A 15,248-nucleotide genomic window follows, 5' to 3' on the forward strand; every position below is an offset into this window, starting at 1 on the left:
CTCCCACAGGTTGATCCGCGCCGAGCGCAGAGGCTGTGTGCGCTGAAAGTCTTTGTGGGAGCGCGGCCGCACCCCGCGCCACAAGCCCGTCCGTCCGGGTCTTTTCAACGCCGATTGAATTATTGCGCCGCTCGCCGGCTCTGCTTGGTTAAGAGACGTTTGCATCCGACGTCCTGGCGCTAAGCAGGTGAGCCATGCCCCGCAACCTCGATGACAGGCGCGATTTTTCGGCGACTGGCGAGCCAGCCGCCCAGCGCTCACGCAAGGAAAAACCATCGCCACTGACCGGCGCCCGCAAAGCCAGGTTGCCGGACCTGCTCAAGCCGCAATTGGCGACGCTGGTGGACAGGGTCCCGGACGGCGCGTGGAGCTACGAAATCAAGTTCGACGGCTACCGGATCATGGCCCGCATCGACCACGGTGACGTCAGGCTGATCACCCGCAATGGCCACGACTGGACCCACAAACTGCCAGGACAGGCCCAGGCCCTGGTCGCGCTGGGCCTGGAATCGGCGTGGCTCGATGGTGAAATGGTGGTGGCCGACGACCAGGGTGTGCCGGACTTTCAAGCGCTGCAAAACGCCTTCGAGGCGCAGCACAGCGACGGCATTCTCTACTACCTGTTCGACCTGCCGTACCTCAATGGCGTGGACTTGCGCGAAGTGCCGGTCGAAGAACGTCGGGTCGCGCTGGCGACTGTGCTCAGGGCCAATGACCAGCCGCTGCTGCGCTTCTCCGAGTCGTTTGGCGAGGAGCCGCAAGCCTTGTTCGACAGCGCCTGCCGGATGCGCATGGAAGGCTTGATCGGCAAGCGACTTGGATCACCCTATGTTTCCCGGCGCAGCAGCGACTGGATCAAGCTCAAATGCCGGCATCGGCAGGAGTTCGTCATCGTCGGATTCACCGAGCCGAAAGGCTCGCGCCATGCCTTCGGCGCGCTGCTGCTGGGGCTGCATGACCGCGACAGTGGCGAGTTGCGCTATGCCGGAAAAGTCGGCACCGGGTTCAACGAGGCGACGCTGCGCAGCCTCCATGAGCAGCTCAAGCCGTTGCAGGTTAAAAAACCGTCGGTGGTCAATCCACCCGGCGGTGCCGAGGCCAGGGATGTGCATTGGCTCAAACCCAAGCTGCTGGCAGAAGTGGCTTTCGCTGAAATGACCCGGGACGGCTCGGTGCGCCATGCCGTGTTCCATGGCCTGCGCAATGACAAACCGGCACACGACATCACCGAGGAGCGCGCGAAAACCGTGAAAACCTCCACTGCGAAAAAAACCGCTTCCAGGCAAAAGAAGCCCGACCCCGCACCCTCGCAAATCGGCCTGGAAGCGGGGCAGGTGCGCATCACTCACCCGGACCGGGTGATCGACCCCGGCAGCGGCACCACCAAACTGCAACTGGCGCAGTACTACGCGAGTGTCGCCGAGTGGATCCTGCCCGAGCTCAAGGATCGCCCGGTGGCACTGGTGCGTGCACCGGACGGTATCGCCGGCGAGCTGTTTTTCCAGAAAAATGCCGAGCACCTGGCGATCCCCGGCATCGTCACGCTGGACAAGCAGCTCACCGGTCAGCCGATGATGCTGATCAACAATGCCGAGGCGCTGATCGGCGCGGTGCAGATGAGTACCGTGGAGTTGCATACCTGGAACGCCACGTCGGCCAACTTCGACAAGCCGGACCGTTTTGTCCTCGACCTTGACCCGGACCCGGCGCTGCCATGGAAACGCATGATCGAGGCCACTGAGTTGACGCTGTCGGTGCTGGATGAGCTGGGGCTCAAGGCGTTTCTGAAAACCAGCGGCGGCAAGGGCATCCATGTGGTGGTACCGCTGACCCGCAAGCTCGGCTGGGATGAGGTCAAGGACTTCAGCCATGCCATTGTCAGCCACATGGCCAGGCTGTTGCCCGAGCGTTTTTCGGCGGTGTCGGGACCGAAGAATCGGGTGGGACGGATCTTCATCGATTACCTGCGCAACGGCCTGGGCGCGACCACCATCTGCGCCTACGCCGTCCGTACCCGTGAGGGCCTGCCGGTGTCGATGCCGATCTTTCGCCAAGAGGTTGCCGAACTCAAGGGCGGCAATCAGTGGAACCTGCACAATGCGCTTGAACGCCTGGCTGAAGTCGGTGATGAACCCTGGGCGGACATGCGCAAGACCCGGCAGGCGATCACTGCCGAAATGCGCCGGCGGGTGGGGATGAAGAAGTGACCGCAAGGATCAGGAAGGCCCCCTCATGTGGCGAGGGAGCTTGCTCCCGCTCGACTGCGCAGCAGTCGCAAAACATGTCGTAACCGACAGTCCTGGGGCCGCTACGCAGCCCGGCGCGAGCAAGCTCGCTCGCCACAAGGGTGGGGTGTTACTTGAGGAACGCCTGGAAGTCGGTACCCAGTTTGTCGATCGCCGCCTTGAAGTCCTTGGCGGTAATCTTCTGGCTTTCATTTTCCAGGGTAGTGCCAAACACCTTGCGCACCACTTTGGCCACGGTCTGATTGCTCTTCGCGTCGATGAACTCGGCTTCGATGAACAAGGTGGTGTCCTGGTCACGGTGACCGGTGGCTGCCTGGGTGGCCCCGACGACGGCCGCAATGGGGACCACTTCATACCACTTCATGCCTTCGTTCTCGGCGTTCACCCCGGTAATCGCCGCGCGCATGATCAGGGGCCGGGAACCCGCCGGAGCCGCTGAGGAGTTCGACACCACACGGTACCGCTGACCCAGCGTGGCCTTGGCCTTGTTGGTCATGTAGTTCTGAATGTCGGTCAGCGTCTGCTGGTTGACCCGCTCATCGGGTTTGGGCGCCGGGTACAGCTCCAGCTTGTTGAACACCACGGTGTCATAGGCGTTCGGGTTCCACGAAGGGCTGACCCAGCGCATCGCGGTGCCGCCGCTCGGCGTTTCGACTTCCTGCAGGTTGTTGTAGTTGGACAGGAAGCCTGAGTACTGTTCCTTCTCAGTCACTTTCGAGGTGCAACCGCCTAGCAACAGACTTGCCAGCGCAGCGCCGACCAGCAGTTTTCGGGACAGATTCATAGTGGTGTCTACTCCTTGGATAAAATCGTCGTTGTTTCGTTTACAAGACATCAAAATCGCCAGGTCATGTTCCCGCTCAGGGCTTGAATCCAGGCATTGTCGAACTCACCGGAAATCTGATTGCCGGATACGGACTTGGTCTGGTCAACCGGCATGTCGCCGAGCCAAACCATGGCCCAGCTGACGTTGATATCGGTGTCCTTGTTCAGAGCATAGGTGGCTCCTGTGGCAATGCGCCAGGATTCGTTCATCGGCACGATCACGCTGCGGTTACCGTCCGACACGGCACTGCTGTCGTACGCCACACCGACGTTCCACAGCCATTGCTCGGTGGCCTGGTATTGCGCACCCAGGGACAGGTGCCAGGTGTCCTTGAAGCCGGCGTCGACTGTTGTCGATTGCGCACCGACTGCGGTGGTGTCGACCTGTACGCCGATGTCACCGAATTCCGACCAGTCCTGCCAGTTGACCGAGGCCAGCAAGGCCCATTGCCGGTCCAGTTGCTGGAACAGGCTCAGGGTGACGGTTTGCGGCACCTTCACATCGAGTTCGGTGTTGGTGTTGTTGACGCGTTCAAGCAGTCGGCCATCGCCTTTCACATCCAGCCGGTCCTCGAAGTCCAGATCGACCTGGCTGGTGTAGGTCAGGCCAATGCGCGTGCCGGCTTGCGGTGCATAGATCACGCCCACGTTGGCGCCATAGCCCCAGGTGCCGTCCTTGTATTTGTACTGGCCGTCGGTGCGGTCGGTGAAACCGAAGGGGGAGCGGTCAATCGCGGTCTGCGCCTGCAACATGCCGTACATGGCCTTGACGCCGAGGCCGACCGACCACTGCTCGTTGAAGCGATAAGCCACGCTTGGTACCAGCGACAGGCCGAGCAGGCTGGAGTTCTGTGCGAAGTAACGACCGGACCAATCGTTGTCGTAGTTGACCGCCAACCCGAAGTCGCCGTACTGGCCGAAACCGACGCTCCAGTGTTCGTCCAGTTCATGGCTGATGAAGAAGCTGCCGCCGGGAATCGGGTCGAGGGCGTTGCCACTGCCGCTGCCCGGGGTGTTGGTGCCGGCGTCGCGGTCGAAGCTCAAATCGCCGTACAGCACCTGCAAGCCGGCGGTGATTTGCGTGCCTGGCAGGTAGCTCATGCCCGCCGGGTTGCTGGCGATGGTCGAGGGGCCTTGGGCCCGGGCTGCGGCACCGGCGTTGGCCAGGCCAGCGTTATCAGTGCCGATTTCGTAAAGCATGATGCCGCCGGCCCAGGCCTGCTGGCAGCACAGGGCGAGTAGCGTACAGGCGGGTAGGGCCAGTGTGCTTGTGCGCATGTAACTACCTCAGCAAATGTCCATTTTGAATGTGGGTGGCCTGTACCGGCCACCCATGGTTTCGGCTGTTTACTTGGCCATGGCTGCCCGGGCCGCTTCGATCTTGGCCTTGACCGCTTCAAGATTGAAGCTCGCGCCTTTCTGCATTGGCGGAAACTCCACGGCTGTTTCGGCCAGTTTGACCACTTGTTGCTGCACAAACACATAGCGCCAGAACTGGAATTTGAACCACTCGAAATACTCCAGCGAACCATTGGCTGCCATATTCTCCGGCCATCCGGCACGTTCGAACGGATCGAGACGCAGGTTAGTCAGGATCGGCATGTCCAGCGTGACCTTGGCGCCCAGCCAGCCCCCGGGCTGATCGATGAAGCGGTACTTGAAGTCATCGATGCGGATCGCACCCAGGGTGCTCTCTCCAAAGTAGAAGATTTCATGCCGGTTCGACGGACCTTTTCCGGTGATCATTGGTGTTTGATCATAGCCGTCCAGGTGAACTTTGTAGGTGGTATCACCCAATTGTTTGCCCTTGAGCAGTTCCGTTGTGATGTTCGGGTTGCCCGCCGCTGCGACCAGGGTCGGGAACCAGTCCATGCCGGACATGATGCCGTTGGCGACCTGGTTGGCCGGCACCTTGCCCGGCCAGCGAATGATCGCCGGCACGCGGAAGCCACCTTCCATCACCGTGCCTTTGCCCATGGCGAACGGGGTGGTGCCGCCGTCCGGCCAGGTGAAGTTTTCCGCACCATTGTCGGTGGTGAAAATGACGATGGTGTTGTCGTCCATGCCGTCTTTTTTCAGCTTCGCCATGACTTCGCCGACGATGTCATCAAGCTGCGCCATGCCGGCTTCCTGTTCCGACCAGCCATTTTGCGCATTGCGCATGGCTTCGTACTTGTCGGACAGGTGCGTGACGATGTGCATGCGGGTCGGGTTGAGCCAGACGAAGAACGGTTTGTTGTCCTGCTTGGCCTTGTCGATGAACGAGAAGGCCTTGTCGCGAATCTCGTCGTCGACGGTTTTCATCCGCTCCGGATAGAGCGTGCCGGCATCTTCGATTTTCTGCTTGCCGACCTTGCCCCAGCGCGGCATGACGGTCGTGTCATCGGTGGTGGTGGCCCAGCTGTGGACCATATTGCGCGGGCCAACGGTGGCGAGCAGTTCTTGCGGATAGTTGGGGTGCGCCGGGTCTTCCATGGCGTCGAGGTGATAGAGGTAGCCGAAGAATTCGTCGAAGCCGTGCACGGTGGGCAGGAACTCGTTCAAGTCACCCAAGTGATTCTTGCCGAACTGGCCGGTGGCATACCCCATGGCCTTGAGCGCGGTCGCGATGGTCACGGCTTCGGCGGGAATACCCACGGGCGAGCCGGCCTGGCCGACGGTGGTCATGCCGGTGCGAATCGGCAGTTCGCCGGTGATGAAGTTGGCGCGTCCGGCCGTGCAACTGGCCTCGGCGTAATAGTCGGTGAAGCGCATGCCTTCAGCGGCGAGTTGGTCGAGGTTGGGTGTTCTGCCAGCCATCATGCCCTGGTTGTAGACGCCGATGTTCGACCAGCCGATATCGTCACCCATGATCACCAGGATGTTGGGGGCTTTGTCGGCGGCCAGGGTCAGGCCGGGAATCGCCATTGCAGACAGCAACAGCGGTACTGCAAACATCGAGGATAAGGTTGTCCGGTTCATGTCGAGCTCCTGCGTACTTGCGTGAGTACAGAGAGACGCGCCCCCAGACGCCATTCAAATTCGTAACCCCCCCGCGAAGAGCGTAGGTTTGAATGGCGAAATATCCAGTTTTGGATAGTCAGAAAGTGAGTGTTTCAGGCGCTTTGCACTTCAATGGCGTAGCGGTCAATGCGCGGGTCGAATCGGGCGGCGAGCGATACTCGCCGCCTCCATCGTCATTACCGGGCGGCGGTGGCGACCAGCAATGGGGCGATTTGCTCATCGGTCAATGCGGCGTGCACGTCCATGCTCATCAGGTCGTTCCATTCCAGCACCCATTTTTGAATCGGCACCAGATCGCTCGCCTCGGCAATGCCGAAGCCGGCCGAACTCCCTACGGCGTGCCAGCGTCCGTGCATGGTAACGCCTGCGGGCGGCGCGCCACCGGTCTTGAGGAAACGTGCGATTGCGGCATCACGGTTGTCCGGGCTGATTGTCCAACTGACGATGAATAACATCGGCCACCTCCTGTTGCGCATCGGCACCTGTCATTGCGCGTACCTGGCTGGTGCCGGGCCGTGGCCACGCTTGGGTTTGCAGTTCCGTCCTGGCTGGCTTGCAGCGAAATCTCCCAAGGAAGGCATAGCAGTGCCCCGCGACTCACGTACGACCACTGATCCTGTTTCGGTGCATTTTCGAGGGGTAACAGACGCCTGTTTCACCAGCGAAACATGGGCAGCGGCCGTAGGGGCGAGCGGAGTAATTGGCGGGCGGAAAGCTTCATCAGCATCGAGTGAAAACCGTGATCGGGAAAGGTCGATTGCACGGTCTTGATGAAGCTTCGAGGCAGGCCGAAGCGTACCAGGCCCAGGGACACATCCACCAGATCGGCCTGGCGGAAGGGTTCGACGCTGTCGGCACAAGCGCCGCGATACCGGCGCAGCTTGTGGTGCTCGAGTATCAACGCACTGACTTCATCTTTGAGTTGCGGGCGATGTCGGCTGTCGAGATATTCAGTGGCCAGTGCAATGGACGGCGGCAGGTAGTCAAGGGTGTCATCGGTCCAGATACCCAGGTCATGAAACGCCGCTGCGATCTGTACGGCATCCGGGGGCAAACCTTCGGTACCGCTGAGGGCCGCATGGAAATTCAGCACCCGGTAAATGTGGTTGCGGTAGCCCTGCAGGTCGGCGCCGATGGCCAGGGCGAACGAGGTGAGAATCTCGTCGGTGAGGGGGAATTCGAGAATGGGCTTCATTAGGCGTCACGCAACAGGTCGTTGGCATTGAGCAGCTCGTAGGCAATTTCCGGGCGCTTTTCCATGGCTCGGCGAATGGCGGCCGGGATGTTGGCGCGGGTCTTGCGGCACAGCCCCGGCAGTTCGCCGATCTGGATACCGATGCCGCGCATGGTGCGCACCTCATTGACGCCGGGGGCGATGTCCACGCGGATGCCCAACTGTTCGAGCATACGCCGTTGCAGGTGCTCCAGATCGCTCAGGCTCTGCAGATTCTCCAGGCGTTCGATCAGGCGTTTTTCTTCGTTGCGGGTCAAAAACAGAATGCGCAGGTCCGCCCCTGGTGTTTCCAGCAGCGGGTCACGCCCGCAGTCGCAGGCGCCGGGCGGGCAGGGTGAGCGAATTGGAGCGGTGGTGGTCATGGGGATCAATCATAGAGCGCGGTGATTGGGTTTGCCCATAGGGATTTTGGCGTGAAGACGATCTAAAAAATGTGGGAGCGGGCTTGCTCGCGAAAGCGTCCTGTCATTCGACAATTGCGTCGACTGACACTACGCCTTCGCGAGCAAGCCCGCTCCCACAGGGGGGTGCGGTGAGCCTGCTGGACTTATTTCAGTACCAGCATCCGATAAACACCGTCTTCGACTTCGATCCCGTGGGTGTCATGGGTGAAGCCGGGGAAGGATTTGTCGAAGGCTTCCAGTGCCTTGAGATACGCCAGCAGCGGACCGTCCGCGGGGCCTGCGTTCTCGCCTGGCATGAGCAACGGGATACCTGGCGGGTACGGCACGATACCGGTGGCGGCAAGACGCCCGGCGGCTTGCTCGAGGGTGACCAGTTCGATGTCGTTGCGCACCAGTTTCTCGTAGGCCTCCACCGGGCTGAACTCGGCTTTTGGCAAGGTGCCGAAGGCCTGGGACATGTTGGCGGTGGTCTTGTGTTTCTTCATGGCGGCAAAGATTTCGTCGGCCAGATCCTTGAGGCCCATGCCGGCATAGCGTCGCTGGTTGGCGTTGTACAGGTCGGGCAGGCACAGCTCCAGTTCGGCGTTGTCGTCGTAGTCGCGCTTGAAGTCGAGCAGGGCGTTGAGCAGCGTGCCCCACTTGCCTTTGGTGATACCGATGGAGAACAGGAACAGGATGGTGAAATCCGTGGTTTTCTCGACCACGATACCCTGGCGGCCCAGGTACGCCGTGATCACACAGGCCGGGATACCGGAGGCGAGCAGGTTGCCGTCGTCGCCCATGCCCGGGGCAAGTACCGACACCTTGATCGGGTCGAGCATGCAATAGCCGTCTTCGATGTCGCCGAAACCGTGCCATACCGCGTTCGGGTGCAGGACCCAGCAGTTCGGGTCGGTTTTCAGCGTAACCGGATCGACCTCATGGAACGGCACGGTCGCGGCGCCTACCTGTACGGTCGGCGGCTGCCAGCAGGTGAAGAACCAATCGTCCTTGCTCAGCATCTCGTTGTGCATGCGCGAGAGAACCTGGCGGAAGCTGATGGCTTCTTCGATCGACTCGCTGGTGAGGATCTGTCCGCTCGGCGCTTCCATCATCGCCGAGCTGACGTCGCAGGACGCCATGATCGCGTAGTTCGGCGAGGTCGAGGCGTGCATCATGTACGACTCGTTGAAGCGCGCATGTTCAATCGGGTTACGGCCGTCGCGCACGTGGATCATCGAGGCCTGGGACAGCGCGGCGAGCAACTTGTGGGTCGACTGGGTGGCGAACACGGTCGGCTTGGACTTGTCGTGGTCGGCCGGATTGCCGTGCATGGCATGGCGTCCGCTGTACAGCGGGTTGAAGCGCGCATAACCGTACCAGGCTTCGTCGAAGTGCAGGCGGTCGACGCTTTCGCCCAGCAACTCTTCGACGCGGGTGACGTTGTAGGTCAGGCCGTCGTAGGTCGAGTTGGTGACAATCGCGTGCACCGGCGTCGGGTCGATGCCTTTCTTGACCAGCGGGTTGTTGGCGATGGCGGCTTTCACGCCTTCGGCGCTCAGGGTCTGCGGCAGGATCGGGCCGATGATGCCGTAGCGGTTGCGGGTCGGCACCAGGTAGGTCGGAATCGCCCCGGACAGGGTCATCGCATGCTCGGCGGACTTGTGGCAATTGCGGTCGCACAGGGCGATCTGGTTGCGCGTGACGCTGGCCATGAGAATGACGCGGTTGGACATCGACGAACCGTTGGTCACGTAGTACGTGCGGTGTGCACCGAAAACCTTGGCGGCATAACGTTCGCCCTGGCCGATGGGGCCGCTGTGATCGAGCAGGGAGCCCAGTTCGCCGACCGAGATCGACAGGTCGGAACGCAGCAGGTTTTCACCGAAGAACTCGTAGAAGGCGCGCCCGGCAGTGCTCTTGAGAAACGCGGTGCCGCCGGCATGACCCGGGGTGTGCCAGGAGTATTCATAGGTGCGGGCAAATTTCACCAGCGCGCCGAACATCGGTGGCAGGGCCGCCTGACGATAGCGTTCGATGGCGGCCAGGATGCGCCCGCTGAGGAAACCGGTGGTGTCTTCGGGCAGCCAGATGAAGTCGTCGGCGTGTTGCATGACCAGCAACGGAATGCTCGACGCGGTGGTACGGTCACTGATCAGGAACACCGGCACGCGGGTGTTGCGCTCACGCAGTTTGACCAGCAGTTTGATGCAGTCGGCGTGGCCTTCGCTGGTGTCCATTTCCCAGCGGATGAGCACGCACTGAACGGCAGGGTCCGAACGCAGGATCGATGCGGCATCCGAGAGGCTTTCCGAGGCCAGAACACTGACGCCCCGTCCCTCTACATCGTGGACCAGATGATCCAGGGCGCGGCCAAACACGGTTCGTTTGTCCGGCGGACTGCTGACCAGTAGCGCCAGCATGCCCAGCGAATGTTTATAGTCCGTCATGCTTGAGTCTCCAGAGTGGCTTTATTCAGATTGTTCACCGGCACTGGCGCGGCAGTGAGGTGCTGCGCGCTGACGGTTTGCGTCGGTACGCTGTTGTTGAGTGCTTCGAGGCGGATCAGGCGGTTGTTGACGAAGCCGAACAGGGTGTAGCCGAAGATGGTGGCGACACCACCGAGCATCAGGGCCTGCTCACCGGAGCTGTACAGCGCCAGGTAGCTGTAGGCCGCCGCGATCAGCGCAATGACGTTGGTGGCCAGCGCCTTGCCTTCCGGCACGTTGGAGACTTTCTGCATGGTCATCAGCGCGGCCATGGACAGGATGTACGGCACCAGGTTGGTCACTACCGCGAGGTTGACCAGGGTGTCGAACTGCTTGCTCAGGTCGGGACTGATGGTGAGCAGGGCCAGTGCGGTCTGTGCGGCGAGCAGCACCAGCATGCCGACAATCGGCGTACCTGCCTTGTTGGCCTTGGCGAAGATCGACAGGAAGTAACCGGTGTCGGCCGAGCTTTTGTACACCTGTGCAATGGTGAACTGCCAACCCAGCAACGAACCGATGCAGGCAAGCACCATGGCCGCCATCACGATGTCACCGATCATCGGGGTGAACATCTTGGCGAACACCAGGCCGAACGGCGCGGTGGACGCGACCAGTTCTTCGTTGCCGACGATACCGAAGATGACGTTGGTGGAGACGATGTAGATCACCGCCGCACCCAGGGTGCCGCCCAGCACTGCAATCGGTACGTTGCGCTCGGGGTTTTCCACCGCGTCGGTGTTGGCGCAAGCCGATTCCAGGCCAAGGAAGGCCCACAGGGTGATCGCCACCGAGGCGCCTGCCGCTTCGAACCAGCCTTTGTCATGAGGGTTCCAGCCAGCGGCGTAGACGCTGCTGTCGAAATAGAACCAGCCCACCGTGGACACCAGCACCACCGGTGCAATCACACCCCAGACCGTGATCGCGCCGATCCGGCCGGTAATGCGCGCGCCGCCAAAGTTGGCGAAGGTCGTGATCCACAACAAGGCAATGGTCGCGAGACCTACCTGCAGTGAATCAAGTTTTATTCCGAACAACGTCTGTATATAGCCAACCGCGGTAATACTGATCGCCACGTTGGCAATCAACAGTGAGAGGCCGTAGGTGTAGTTGGTGATGTAGTTACCGGCTTTACCGAACGTGTATTCGGCATAGCCGCCCATGCCGCCGGTCTTGCGGCTGAGCATCCCGCATCGCGCAAAGGCGTAGGCCAGAGCCAGGGAGCCGGTGGCCGTCACCAGCCAGGAAAGAATCGAAATTGCACCGACTTCCGCTAGTTTCGTCGGTAGTAGCACAATGCCTGAGCCCAACATGTTGACTGCGGTCAACATTGTCAGTTGCCCTACACTCATTTTTTTTGCGACTGACATTCCGTTGCCTCACTTAGTTGGCGATTGAGAGTCTTAGCTATAGCAAAGGATTGAAAACTCGCAAGAAATGGCTTTAGCCATCTCTTTTTTTGCACTCATTTGCAAAAAAGGCACGATGCTGGCCCCCAAGTTAAAAAATCCCCCGCAAAATTAGTTCATTTTCAACTAGTTAGATAGGTCAAGATGCGCAAGGTATGGATCGCGTTAATTCCGCTAGTTGTTGCGGGTATCAGCAACTCGACGCAAGCCAAAGAACTGGCCACCCAGGATCAATACATGTGCAGTTGGGGCGCGGGCACTGCTGCAAGGGCACAGGAGCTCAAGCTCTCAGGGGTTTCCCTGTACGCCGCACGGCAGAAAATCCAGGCCTACAAGTTCTCAAAAACATGGATGCGCATGATGGCTCTTGGTATTACAGAGCAAACTTATGACAGTTCGTCGCGATTGAAACCGACGGCTGTGCGGCAAAGCTTTTATGAGGACTGTGTCAGGTACAAGTTGGCGCGTAAATAAAGAAGAAGCGGGCGCTGGTCGGATCGACTGCGGCACGGGCCGGTGACGTCTATATTGATTGACCATCCCGGCGACCGGATGGGGTGTTAAACCGGTTTTCTACAACTCAATCAGGAGGTCAACATGAACCAGATCGATAAAGTGTTGTACACCGCCCAGACTCACACCACCGGCGGGCGTGACGGCGCCTCCCGCAGTTCCGACGGCATCCTCGATGTGAAGCTTTCGTCGCCAGGTGCGGGCGGCGGCGGTACCAACCCCGAGCAATTATTCGCTGCCGGGTGGTCAGCCTGCTTTATCGGCGCCATGCAAGTGGCAGCCCGGGAAATGAAAGTGGCGTTGCCCAAGGATGTGGCGGTCAATGCGGAAGTCGACCTGGGCACTAATGAAGGCGGCTACCTGCTCCAGGCGCGGCTCAATGTCAGCCTGCCGGGGCTGGACCGTGAAACCGCACAGAAAATCGTCGACACCGGGCACCAGTACTGCCCGTATTCGAAAGCCACGCGCAACAACATCAACGTCGCGCTCAAGCTCGTTTGAGTTGACGTGAAAAGCTCGCCGCCAACAATGACCTGACCCAGGGTGAGCCGAGGGCATTGAAATTGTCGGTGACGGTGGATTTCCACGGGATGTTTTTTGGGCAACTCCTGTGAGAGCGAGCTTGCTCGCGATGGCGGCGTACCATTCAACATCAATGTTGACTGACCCGCCGTAAATCGCGAGCAAGCTCGCTCCCACAGGTACTGTGTTTTACCTGACCCGCAATGTGCGATCTTTTTGACGTTGCGGCGCTACGGGAAAATCAATTCATCTTGCTGTGATCATGCGCCATGTTGCCGTGATCCATGGTGCCAATCGCCTTGGCAACGGCTTCAACCTGGATCGACTCTTTCTCGCCCTTGGCGTCTTCGACGGTCAGGGTCAGCGGCACCTTGTCGCCTTCCTTGATCTGGCCCGTCAGGTTCATGAGCATGATGTGGTAGCCATTGGGATCGAGGCTCACCGCTTTACCGGCCGGCAGTGCCACGGCGTCCACCTGCTGCATTTTCATCACGTCGTCTTTCATGCTCATTGCATGAATCTGCACCAGAGCTGCCACCGGCGTTTGCACGCTCAACAGTTTGCTGTCGCTGCTCGCGGTGACGGTCATGAAGGCGCCGCTCGACGGCTGGCCGGCTACGGTGGCGCGGACCCAGGCGTCGTCGACCCGGGTTTGTGCCGACACCTGGAAGGCCAGGCCGACCAGGGACAGGCCCAGTGCCAGTTGCTTGCAGCGTTGTGCGAAACGGTTTTTAGCCTGCGGGGCGTTCATAATCAGCAAACCTCCATCACGGTGAGCAGGTCCTCTGCGCACTCTTTGGCCGTCAGGGACGCGGACAGCCCCAGGCGCAGATTGCCCCGGGAGTCGAAGACATAACTGGTCGCGGTATGGGAGAGGGTATAGGTATCGCCGCTCGGGACTTTTTCAAAGAACACGCCGAATTCCTTGGCGGTGGCGGCGGTTTGTTCCAGGGTGCCGTACAGCGCTTCGAAACTCGGGTCGAAAGCCTTGACGTATTTGTCGAGCAGCTCTGGCGTGTCGCGCTCCGGGTCCAGGGTGATGAAGATCACCTGTAACCTTTCGCCATCGCGGCCCATCAGCTTTTTGGCCTGGGCGGCGCGGGCCAGCGTGGTGGGGCACACGGCCGGGCACTGGGTGAAACCGAAGAACACCATCGGCATCAGGCCGCGATAGCTGCCCAGCATCCTGGTTTCGCCCTCGGTGTTCGTGAGCTTGAAGTTACGCCCCATGATCTTGTCGCTGAGGTCTTTGCCGTACTTGAACGACAGCTTGCTGCTGTCGTCGCAACCGGCGAGCAGGCCCAGGCTCAACAGGCCCATGCCTTGCAGGACAGTTCGGCGGGTATACAAAGTACTCATGGAAAAAAGCATCCTGTTGAACAGGCTGAAACTGACAGCGTGGTGACTGTACAGACGAAAAAACGTGGGGATCTTAACAAACTGTGCCGGTAGCGGCGGGGTGGATACGACCATTGGACCGGCGCAGAGGCGTGACATAGTGTCGCGCCGCAGCATGTTCGGCAGAGGGCAATAGTGCTCTTGTGGCGAGGGAGCTTGCTTGTGGCGAGGGGGCTTGCCCCCGTTCGACCGCGAAGCGGTCGCAATACAGTTGCATGCGGTTTACCTGACATACCGCATTATGCGGGTTTGGGACTACTTCGTAGTCCAACGGGGGCAAGCCCCCTCGCCACAGGCAAGCTCCCCTCGCCACAGCAAGCCCCCTCGCCACAATTAACGACGCAACTTCGCGCAATGATCCTGTTCCGGCTGTGCGGCCGTGTACCACACGTAATCCGCGCTCTCGGCGGTCACGGTCTTGCCCGCTTCGGCGAGGATCAGCACGGCATTGCCTTCACCGGCACCGAGGTCTTTCAAGTGCAGCGGCACCCCGAGATCCTTGCGTACATGAAAAGCCCCGGCCAGCAGCAACGCCGGCGTCGGCGCGGCCATCAGGCGCTCGGCCATGCGCCGGTCGCGTTGTTGCTGCACGGCGAGCATGGCCGGCATTTGTGATTCGGGCAGCAGACCGCAATGGGATTGGCGGATGTCGTCCAGCAAGGTCGCCTGCACCTGTCGGGTGGTGGACGCTTCGCCATTCAACACAGGGCGCTGTCGGTAGATCTGCATGATCTGCGCGCGGTCCAGATTCGCCGCCAGCAGCGGATAGGGTTGGCGCAGCGCGTAGGTGACGAGGGCACCGTAGACGCTCCAGTCCCAATTGGCCTGCCAGGCCAGCGCCTTGAACGCATCGGCCGGCGGCTGGCCAGCGCGGGTCGCGGCTTGTGCGGCATCGACTTTGGCCTGTTGATCGGGGTTGAGCATCTCCATCAGCAGGCTGCCCTGGGCACGCTGTGCCGCCAGCTCGCGCAGCAACCACAACTGCAGGGCGTGGTGGTCCGGGTTGTCGTGCTGCTCGCCGACCAGAACCCGAGGCGCGGCGGCCAAACGATCGACCAGTTCCTGCGGTGTCAGCGTGCGACCGCTGGCCAGTTCACGGATGACGCCGAGGTCGGCGTGGTCGCGCCCTTGTGGGGCAATCGGCGCCGGGGGCGGCGTTACAGAGTGGGTTTGGCAGGCAGCCAAAAGGCTGAACGCACACAGCAACAGAAAGCGCATCGGTTTTCCTT

Annotated in this window: 14 protein-coding genes; 3 read left to right on the forward strand and 11 right to left on the reverse strand. The window is 60.7% G+C overall.

Features of this window, described 5'->3' with window-relative positions:
- Window positions 1-194 precede the first annotated feature (194 nt).
- A complete protein-coding gene (gene ligD, locus PMI26_RS06385; protein ID WP_007978066.1) occupies window positions 195-2,207 on the forward strand; it encodes a DNA ligase D in 2,013 nt (670 codons plus the stop codon).
- A 148-nt stretch (window positions 2,208-2,355) separates the two neighbouring features.
- Here ligD and PMI26_RS06380 read toward each other — a convergent pair whose 3' ends face one another.
- From PMI26_RS06380 to potE, 8 genes are all read right to left on the reverse strand, one after another.
- On the reverse strand, window positions 2,356-3,030 hold the full coding sequence (locus PMI26_RS06380) for a DUF3313 domain-containing protein (RefSeq protein ID WP_007978067.1): 675 nt from the start codon (window positions 3,028-3,030) through the stop codon (window positions 2,356-2,358).
- Between the two features lie 50 nt (window positions 3,031-3,080).
- A complete protein-coding gene (locus PMI26_RS06375) occupies window positions 3,081-4,349 on the reverse strand; it encodes an OmpP1/FadL family transporter (RefSeq protein ID WP_007978069.1) in 1,269 nt (422 codons plus the stop codon).
- A 69-nt stretch (window positions 4,350-4,418) separates the two neighbouring features.
- Window positions 4,419-6,032 carry an arylsulfatase gene (locus PMI26_RS06370; RefSeq protein ID WP_007978071.1) on the reverse strand — a complete coding sequence of 538 codons (1,614 nt, stop codon included), beginning with the start codon at window positions 6,030-6,032 and terminating at the stop codon, window positions 4,419-4,421.
- 218 nt (window positions 6,033-6,250) lie between these two features.
- Window positions 6,251-6,529: a DUF3303 domain-containing protein gene (locus PMI26_RS06365; protein WP_007978073.1), complete on the reverse strand. Its 279-nt coding sequence runs from the start codon at window positions 6,527-6,529 to the stop codon at window positions 6,251-6,253.
- A 200-nt stretch (window positions 6,530-6,729) separates the two neighbouring features.
- Window positions 6,730-7,269, reverse strand: a complete 540-nt coding sequence (locus PMI26_RS06360) for an HD domain-containing protein (protein ID WP_007978075.1) — start codon at window positions 7,267-7,269, stop codon at window positions 6,730-6,732.
- Window positions 7,269-7,670, reverse strand: a complete 402-nt coding sequence (locus PMI26_RS06355) for a hypothetical protein (protein WP_007978077.1) — start codon at window positions 7,668-7,670, stop codon at window positions 7,269-7,271. The genes PMI26_RS06360 and PMI26_RS06355 overlap by 1 nt, the downstream gene beginning before the upstream one ends.
- 185 nt (window positions 7,671-7,855) lie before the next feature.
- Window positions 7,856-10,141 carry an Orn/Lys/Arg decarboxylase N-terminal domain-containing protein gene (locus PMI26_RS06350; RefSeq protein WP_007978079.1) on the reverse strand — a complete coding sequence of 762 codons (2,286 nt, stop codon included), beginning with the start codon at window positions 10,139-10,141 and terminating at the stop codon, window positions 7,856-7,858.
- On the reverse strand, window positions 10,138-11,547 hold the full coding sequence (gene potE / locus PMI26_RS06345; protein WP_007978081.1) for a putrescine-ornithine antiporter: 1,410 nt from the start codon (window positions 11,545-11,547) through the stop codon (window positions 10,138-10,140). The genes PMI26_RS06350 and potE overlap by 4 nt, the downstream gene beginning before the upstream one ends.
- Window positions 11,548-11,730: 183 nt before the next feature.
- Between potE and PMI26_RS06340 the strand changes: the two genes are divergently transcribed.
- Window positions 11,731-12,060: a hypothetical protein gene (locus PMI26_RS06340; protein WP_007978083.1), complete on the forward strand. Its 330-nt coding sequence runs from the start codon at window positions 11,731-11,733 to the stop codon at window positions 12,058-12,060.
- A 123-nt stretch (window positions 12,061-12,183) separates the two neighbouring features.
- Entirely contained in the window at window positions 12,184-12,600 is a 417-nt protein-coding gene (locus tag PMI26_RS06335) for an organic hydroperoxide resistance protein (protein ID WP_007978086.1), read from the forward strand.
- 262 nt (window positions 12,601-12,862) lie between these two features.
- Here PMI26_RS06335 and PMI26_RS06330 read toward each other — a convergent pair whose 3' ends face one another.
- From PMI26_RS06330 to PMI26_RS06320, 3 genes are all read right to left on the reverse strand, one after another.
- Window positions 12,863-13,372 (reverse strand): copper chaperone PCu(A)C, encoded by a 510-nt coding sequence (locus PMI26_RS06330; protein WP_007978088.1) that lies wholly within the window; start codon window positions 13,370-13,372, stop codon window positions 12,863-12,865.
- Window positions 13,373-13,374: 2 nt separating this feature from the next.
- Window positions 13,375-13,980 carry an SCO family protein gene (locus PMI26_RS06325; RefSeq protein WP_007978090.1) on the reverse strand — a complete coding sequence of 202 codons (606 nt, stop codon included), beginning with the start codon at window positions 13,978-13,980 and terminating at the stop codon, window positions 13,375-13,377.
- Between the two features lie 372 nt (window positions 13,981-14,352).
- A complete protein-coding gene (locus PMI26_RS06320) occupies window positions 14,353-15,237 on the reverse strand; it encodes a ChaN family lipoprotein (RefSeq protein ID WP_007978093.1) in 885 nt (294 codons plus the stop codon).
- Between the last annotated feature and the right edge of the window lie 11 nt (window positions 15,238-15,248).

It is taken from the genome of Pseudomonas sp. GM33, from assembly GCF_000282295.1.
GTDB classification, from domain to species: domain Bacteria; phylum Pseudomonadota; class Gammaproteobacteria; order Pseudomonadales; family Pseudomonadaceae; genus Aquipseudomonas; species Aquipseudomonas laurylsulfatiphila.

Bases quoted from the DNA above. Each gene is read 5' to 3' on its own strand.
- ligD (WP_007978066.1), top strand. From the start codon at position 195: ATGCCCCGCAACCTCGATGACAGGCGCGATTTTTCGGCGACTGGCGAG.
- PMI26_RS06380 (WP_007978067.1), bottom strand. From the start codon at position 3,030: ATGAATCTGTCCCGAAAACTGCTGGTCGGCGCTGCGCTGGCAAGTCTG.
- PMI26_RS06375 (WP_007978069.1), bottom strand. From the start codon at position 4,349: ATGCGCACAAGCACACTGGCCCTACCCGCCTGTACGCTACTCGCCCTG.
- PMI26_RS06370 (WP_007978071.1), bottom strand. From the start codon at position 6,032: ATGAACCGGACAACCTTATCCTCGATGTTTGCAGTACCGCTGTTGCTG.
- PMI26_RS06365 (WP_007978073.1), bottom strand. From the start codon at position 6,529: ATGTTATTCATCGTCAGTTGGACAATCAGCCCGGACAACCGTGATGCC.
- PMI26_RS06360 (WP_007978075.1), bottom strand. From the start codon at position 7,269: ATGAAGCCCATTCTCGAATTCCCCCTCACCGACGAGATTCTCACCTCG.
- PMI26_RS06355 (WP_007978077.1), bottom strand. From the start codon at position 7,670: ATGACCACCACCGCTCCAATTCGCTCACCCTGCCCGCCCGGCGCCTGC.
- PMI26_RS06350 (WP_007978079.1), bottom strand. From the start codon at position 10,141: ATGACGGACTATAAACATTCGCTGGGCATGCTGGCGCTACTGGTCAGC.
- potE (WP_007978081.1), bottom strand. From the start codon at position 11,547: ATGTCAGTCGCAAAAAAAATGAGTGTAGGGCAACTGACAATGTTGACC.
- PMI26_RS06340 (WP_007978083.1), top strand. From the start codon at position 11,731: ATGCGCAAGGTATGGATCGCGTTAATTCCGCTAGTTGTTGCGGGTATC.
- PMI26_RS06335 (WP_007978086.1), top strand. From the start codon at position 12,184: ATGAACCAGATCGATAAAGTGTTGTACACCGCCCAGACTCACACCACC.
- PMI26_RS06330 (WP_007978088.1), bottom strand. From the start codon at position 13,372: ATGAACGCCCCGCAGGCTAAAAACCGTTTCGCACAACGCTGCAAGCAA.
- PMI26_RS06325 (WP_007978090.1), bottom strand. From the start codon at position 13,980: ATGAGTACTTTGTATACCCGCCGAACTGTCCTGCAAGGCATGGGCCTG.
- PMI26_RS06320 (WP_007978093.1), bottom strand. From the start codon at position 15,237: ATGCGCTTTCTGTTGCTGTGTGCGTTCAGCCTTTTGGCTGCCTGCCAA.